At 38.9% G+C, this 6,184-nt stretch carries 7 protein-coding genes; 4 read left to right on the top strand and 3 right to left on the bottom strand.

The features are described 5' to 3' along the window. Positions 1 to 446 (bottom strand): TetR/AcrR family transcriptional regulator (locus AC1DPZ_RS19980; RefSeq protein ID WP_477406680.1); only part of this gene is annotated, 446 nt, incomplete at its 3' end. A gap of 302 nt (positions 447 to 748) precedes the next feature. Here AC1DPZ_RS19980 and AC1DPZ_RS19975 point away from each other — a divergent pair. Together AC1DPZ_RS19975 and AC1DPZ_RS19970 are read left to right on the top strand one after the other, a co-directional pair. Continuing rightward, positions 749 to 979 (top strand): hypothetical protein, encoded by a 231-nt coding sequence (locus AC1DPZ_RS19975; RefSeq protein ID WP_477406678.1) that lies wholly within the window; start codon positions 749 to 751, stop codon positions 977 to 979. Between the two features lie 202 nt (positions 980 to 1,181). Then, on the top strand, positions 1,182 to 3,416 hold the full coding sequence (locus tag AC1DPZ_RS19970) for a tetratricopeptide repeat protein (protein ID WP_477406676.1): 2,235 nt from the start codon (positions 1,182 to 1,184) through the stop codon (positions 3,414 to 3,416). Positions 3,417 to 3,667: 251 nt separating this feature from the next. Here the strand turns inward: AC1DPZ_RS19970 and AC1DPZ_RS19965 are convergent, their stop codons facing one another. Both AC1DPZ_RS19965 and AC1DPZ_RS19960 read right to left on the bottom strand, forming a co-directional pair. Beyond that, positions 3,668 to 4,030 carry a hypothetical protein gene (locus tag AC1DPZ_RS19965; protein WP_477406674.1) on the bottom strand — a complete coding sequence of 121 codons (363 nt, stop codon included), beginning with the start codon at positions 4,028 to 4,030 and terminating at the stop codon, positions 3,668 to 3,670. A gap of 221 nt (positions 4,031 to 4,251) precedes the next feature. Continuing rightward, positions 4,252 to 4,563 (bottom strand): hypothetical protein, encoded by a 312-nt coding sequence (locus AC1DPZ_RS19960; RefSeq protein WP_477406672.1) that lies wholly within the window; start codon positions 4,561 to 4,563, stop codon positions 4,252 to 4,254. A 265-nt stretch (positions 4,564 to 4,828) separates the two neighbouring features. Between AC1DPZ_RS19960 and AC1DPZ_RS19955 the strand changes: the two genes are divergently transcribed. After that, entirely contained in the window at positions 4,829 to 5,167 is a 339-nt protein-coding gene (locus tag AC1DPZ_RS19955; RefSeq protein WP_477406670.1) for a hypothetical protein, read from the top strand. A 172-nt stretch (positions 5,168 to 5,339) separates the two neighbouring features. Then, a partial coding sequence (locus tag AC1DPZ_RS19950) for an alpha/beta fold hydrolase (RefSeq protein ID WP_477406668.1) occupies positions 5,340 to 6,184 on the top strand: 845 nt, incomplete at its 3' end.

Below are 6,184 nucleotides of genomic sequence, written 5' to 3'. Positions count from 1 at the left end.
ACTTCAAACGGCAATGGAATTAATTGCTTTTTCTCCATGGCATTTTGCACAAATGGCCCCAATATCGACCCAAAATTGTTGGTGAGCATTTTACTTACCTCTTCGTAATAATGGGTGTATCGCATAATCTMAATAAATTCCATTTCCAGCGGGAAACTTATAAAGTATGTCATTCGGTTACGCCATTGCATTTTCAGCCCTTCGGCAAAGTCCATTTCGGGTGAAAAGTTTTTAAAGCTATATTCCATCATTTTATTTGCTACTTCTATGCACAATTTAATAATCAGGTCGTCTTTATCCTTATAGTATATATAAATGGTAGCCGGCGAAACACCAGCGGCTTTCGCCAGCTTGTTAACGCCAAATCCGTCCAGTCCCTGCGCTGCTATCATTTCAATGGCTTTTTGGCGTATAAGCAGTTCTTTATTTTCGTCCCGTGGTCGCATAGTGCAAATATAAGTGAGCGTTCGCTTATTTAAGAATAAATTTTGCTTTTCTTTTGACGTCAGTGGTTCTTCCGTCTTAATTCCTCTTCTTCAAAACCAGTTGCACTTAATTTTATTTCCAGATTTGTTATTAACCGGGACCTAATTTGTTAAAGAATCACCTCCCTTTTAGACCGATAAAAAAGTAACCAAAAAGAAAACAAGGCAACCAAAAATTTGTATTATAGTTAATTTTAATTTTTTATATAAATTATAACAAAATAATACCTACCTTAGCATAATCATACTAAATGTTAATAATTATGGAAAAATTAATAATATTGAGAATGTTTTTCTGCTTCCCTTTATTTGGGTTGCTGCTTCCGGATGCCGGAATTTTCCTTTCAAGCAATTCGGGGAGTATTCCCCCAATCCGTCTTGGTATTGAAATTGGATTAATCCTATGCATTTTGATTTGTACTGCTGCTATTACTTATGGCAAAAAACGTAATCAAATTATGCAGGGCAAAGAAAACGGGGCATCATATTCGTAGCAGGCAACATCTTTACTCAAACTCTCCGACTTAACGTAATTGATGATGTTTTATGCAAATGGGGCTATTATGCCCCAAATTTCTACTACCACTTTTTTCAATTTGCATTATAATGTAAATTAGGGTGCCTTTCCTTTCGGTATGGCCTTTGCTATAGCAGTATTGGTTTTTTATGGATATTTGATCAACCGCTATTTCATAAATGAAAAAAATCTTATTCCTTATATTTTTTCCACTATCTACCTTTGCGCAAACAGCAAGTACCTATATTCAAAACGGAAACGCAAAAGCCACTATAAAAGATTACAGGGGTGCTATCGATAACTTTACCCGGGCCATTCAGTTAAACGATAAAAACAGCGATGCGTACTTTTATCGTGCCAATGCCAATGGAAACCTGAAAGATTATAAAGCGGCTATCGCCGATTATTCCAAAACATTATCGCTTAAACCCGATTTTACTACGGCCTACTACTATAAAGCCAACGCCGAAAGCAGCATACAGGATTACCAGGCTGCCATTGCCGATTTTAACCATGCTATTGCAATCGGCCCGAAAACCGGCGAAATGTACCTGTATCGCGGTAACGCAAAGTCAAATTTAAACGATAATGCAGGTGCAATTGCCGATTTTACCCTTGCCTTACAATTTGCACCTGATAATGCTGAAATTTATGAATATCGCGGGCTTGCCAAAAATAACAGGGGTAATTATGCAGCAGCTATCGATGATTACAACATTGCTATCAAGCTAAATCCGCAAAAACCGGCAGTTTACCAGTACCGCGCAGGTTCAAAAGCCAGCATGGGTGATAAGGAAGGGGCTATAGTCGACTATACTACAGCAATTACCATGAATCCACAAAATGCCGAAGCTTATCTTTATCGCGGGAATGCCAGGGCTGATATCCATGACTATAAAGGAGCCGTTGATGATTATAAAAAAGCAGCGTCCTTAAATGCCGGACTTAAAAATGTATTCTTATACCTTGCCAATGCCGAAAACAATATGGGGAATAGCCAGGGCGCACTTGATTATTTTAATAAATTAATTAATCAGCACCCACAACTTGCCGAGCCTTACCTTTACCGAGGCCTGGTTGAAAGCAATATGAAGGCGTATGATAAGGCAATAGCAGATTTTAATAAATCAATATCACTTGGTAACAAAACTTCAGAAGCTTACCAAAGCCGCTCCTATGCAAAACTTTCAATGAAGGATGCTCCCGGAGCTAAGCTTGATGCAGATACAGCTATTTCTCTGGATCCTAAAAGTTTAAATGCATATATAGGTCGCAGCAAGGCAAAACTGGCCATGAAGGATACTACCGGCGTAATGGCCGACCTGGCTTTAGCTATAGCAATCAACAATAAAAGCGACGAAGCCTATTTAGTACGTGGCGATACCCATCGTGACCTTGGCGATATGACAGCCGCTATTAACGATTATACCAAAGCCATACAAATAAACCCCTATTATACCTATGCCTACTTAAACCGCGCTATAGAAAAAGATAAAATGAATGATAAGGCGGGTGCAGTAAAGGATTTTGAAAAACTGATATCTATTGCACCTAAAAAAGAGGAAGCATATGTCCGTTTAGGTAAAGTGAATAATTTTTATAAATACACAACAAACGGTGTGCAACTATTTACCGCAGCCATAGTGCTAAACCCAGCTAACTCAAATTTTTACCTTTATCGCGGCGAGGCGAAAGCCAATGCAGGTGACACCAAAGGCGCCATGGCCGATTTTGATACTGGCTTAATTAAAGACCCTAAAAACACTGCTATATTATTAAAACGAGGATTACTCAAAGTTGGCAACGAGAATTATACAGGGGCCTTGGCCGATTATAATACATTTATTAAGATCGATTCTGTTTCTGATGTTTCAGCATTAGCTTACCAAAACAGGGGTTTTTTATTATCAAAACAAGGAAATTATAAAGCGGCGATGCAAGATTTGGATAAAGCCGTTTCTATTTTCTCAAATGATGAAACCTTTTTATTCAGGGGTGATGTTAAACTGGCTTTAAAGGATTACGCAGGTGCAGCAGACGATTACCATAACGCTATTTACCTTAACCCAACTTATGCAAGAGCATTGGCACACAGTGGCATTGCCAAAAGCTATTTGGGTGATGTACAAGGCCTTACTGACGATTTTACAGCTGCTATAAAAGCAGATCCTAACAGCGCAGATACTTATATTGACCGCGGCGCAGCAAAACTAAACCTGAAAGATGCAGCCGGCGCCGTTGCCGATTGCAACCTGGCATTAAAGCTTAGTTTAAAAAACTCAAGAGCCTATTTACAGCGGGGACTTGCCAAAATAGCGCTTAACGACAAGGCCGGCGCCTGTGCCGATATGAACAAAGCTGTTGAACTGGGCTCAAAAGAAGCACCTGCTTCTATTGCAAAATATTGCAAATAGGACTGCCGGACGAAGGACTTTCAGACAAAGGACGAAGGACTTTCGGAAAAGGACACAGGATTTTCGGACAAAGGATAAAGGACTTTTAGACAAAGGACAAAGGATTTTTGGACAAAGGACGTAGAAAACTATATTGCAAAAAAAGGTCTGGCTCGTAACAGCCAGACCTTCTTTTTGCAATATTTAATCTTTTGTCTGAAAGTCCTTTGTCCGACGGTCTTTTGTCTAAAAATCCTTCTTCCAAAAATCAATCAAACTGCTTTCCTGTCGCCGCTTTGTAGTTGTGCCTTAAGTTCTTTAAGTTCCATTTCATAGGCTCGCATGCGCGCCTGTAAAATATCTACCTCGGTGCGCATCATTTGTATTTCAGTTATCAGCTTGGCCGACTCGGGTTTGTTAATCTTTTTTTCACCGCTGCCAAGGATAAGCCACTCTGGTGAATATTTGAGCTGGAAGCAAAGTTTACGGATAAGATAATAACTGATGTCCTGCTTTTTATTAATCACCTTGCTAATAAAACCCTGATCAACACCGATAGCACCGGCCAAACCCAACTGGCCTCCGTGCTCCTGCACAATTACTTTTAACCGTTTTATTATTGCTTCATCAGACATATGTGGCTGCAATAATAATCATTTTGTTTAATTGTTTATTGGTTCACTTACTCATTAGTTCATTAATGCCAATTGATATATTTTATCAATAATCTACCAAGCCCCGAAACCTGATTAAGCTATTTTTCCGGGCTTTATTAAATCAGAAATGCTCAAACAGTCATTATCAAACACGGAAATCCTGTTCCAATAACCTAATTAATCCCCCGATGATGAATAAATTACTTTTGTACGGCTTCTGCCTTACGTAGTAATTCGTTAAGGTGTTTGTTAAAAATGTCGATGCTGATACGGCCAGCTTTATAATCGGCAGTTGATTTATGGAATTGCTGCTCTATGTTCGCATCAGCATTACTAAGTACTTTATTCAATTTATCTAATTTTTGACCCATGCTTTGCATCATCAGCAATGGTTCAACATCACGGGTCTTACTTAGTGTTTTTTTCACTTTATTACGCTGCTGTTTATCAAAGTGTAATATCAAAAACACTGCTACGGATCCAATCACTACAAAAAAATAAAAAGAGTCCATAAAATTAACTTAAAGTTGTTTACAGTAGCGTTTATTACGACGCTTGTTGATGATAGGTTACAGCTATTTTTAAACATATCCATCAATACATTTACCTAAAATTAACACTGCATCTGCCTTTTTGATAAAGTCGACAGCGATCTTCCTGCTCACCACATTGTAATTTATACTTTTGCACTTTTAAATTCCGGTTTAAAAAGCGGTACTTTGTGGTACATTAATTGGCATGCAAAACCAAACACCGCTTTAAAACCCTTATAATATTATGAAACCAGGAGACAAGGTAATTTGCATTAACGACAAGATAGATCCGGAAAAAAGCGAAGAAATACGACGCGACTTTGAGATCTGGATCACAAGGGATAAGGAATACACCATCCGCGAGATATTAGATAACAATGGCATTGTTACCGGGGTATTATTAGATGAAGTGCACAATTTCCCTAAGTTTTTTAAACTAATTAACCGTTTCCAGGAACCAGCGTTTGCCCAATGGCGTTTCCGCAAGCTTAACTACGCCAGTCAACCTGCAGAAGCCATAAGCGAAGCAGAAGAACTGGTAGAGCAACTGGAGCAGGAAAAACAGCAGGTGAAGGTAAAGTAGACTTTCTTTTTCGGGCAAAGACGCTATGCTTGCCCTTTTTCTTTCTTTGCAACTTCAGTATCGTTACATGAAATGTTTTAACCTGCAACCTTTGTTTGGTTAAAATAAGTTAAACACTTGCACAAACAATTTCGGCACCGGATATTTATATAATTATAAACCCGATGCCGAAATGAAAAAATCACCTGCCTTAATCCTGTTTTCGATTTTTATAGCTGCAATATTAGCTTGTAATAGTCCGTCAAAAAAACCAACATCGAGCCAAATACAAGTACAAAGCAATGACGTTAATATTGCTTGTACTGATAGCGGCAAAGGCGATACTACCCTCCTGTTTGTACACGGATGGTGTATTAACAAAAGCTACTTTACAGACCAGGTTGACGCCTTTGGTAAAAGATACCGGGTAGTTACTATTGACCTGCCTGGTTTTGGTGAATCGGGTAAAAACCGAAATTCGTGGACCGTTGCTGACTTTGGGAAAGACGTTACCGCCGTAATTAACCAATTGAATTTGCAACATGTAATTCTCATTGGCCATTCCATGTCGGGCGCTATTGTAGTACAGGCTAAATTAGACGCGCCGGATAAAGTTATCGGACTTGTAGGTATCGATAATTTTAAAGAATATAGTACAGAACCAGAAAGCCCGCAATCAAAAGCAGAATTTGCCGCCGTTATAACCTTGCTTAAAAAGGATTTTAAAAAAGTAGTTTCCGGCTATTTTAGTAAATACCTGTTTTACAAAACTACAGACACCGCCCTGCGTAAACGCATACTTAATGATGTTACCCATACCGATAGCGCTATTGCCATTGCCTGCATAGAAGACAACAACAGCTTTAACACGGCAGCGAAACTAAAAGAGGCCAAAATGAAAATCCACCTTATCAATAGCGATAATACGCCTAATGATACCACCGGTTTTATTAAAAATGGCATCCCCTATCAACTATTGGTTGTGCATACTACCGGCCACTTCCCCATGGCCGAAAAACCAAAGGCGTTTAATGAGCT

This window comes from Mucilaginibacter sp. P4_G9, assembly GCF_056400985.1.
Note: the sequence above shows the minus strand (reverse complement) of the source record. Positions and strands in the feature narration are given on the sequence as shown.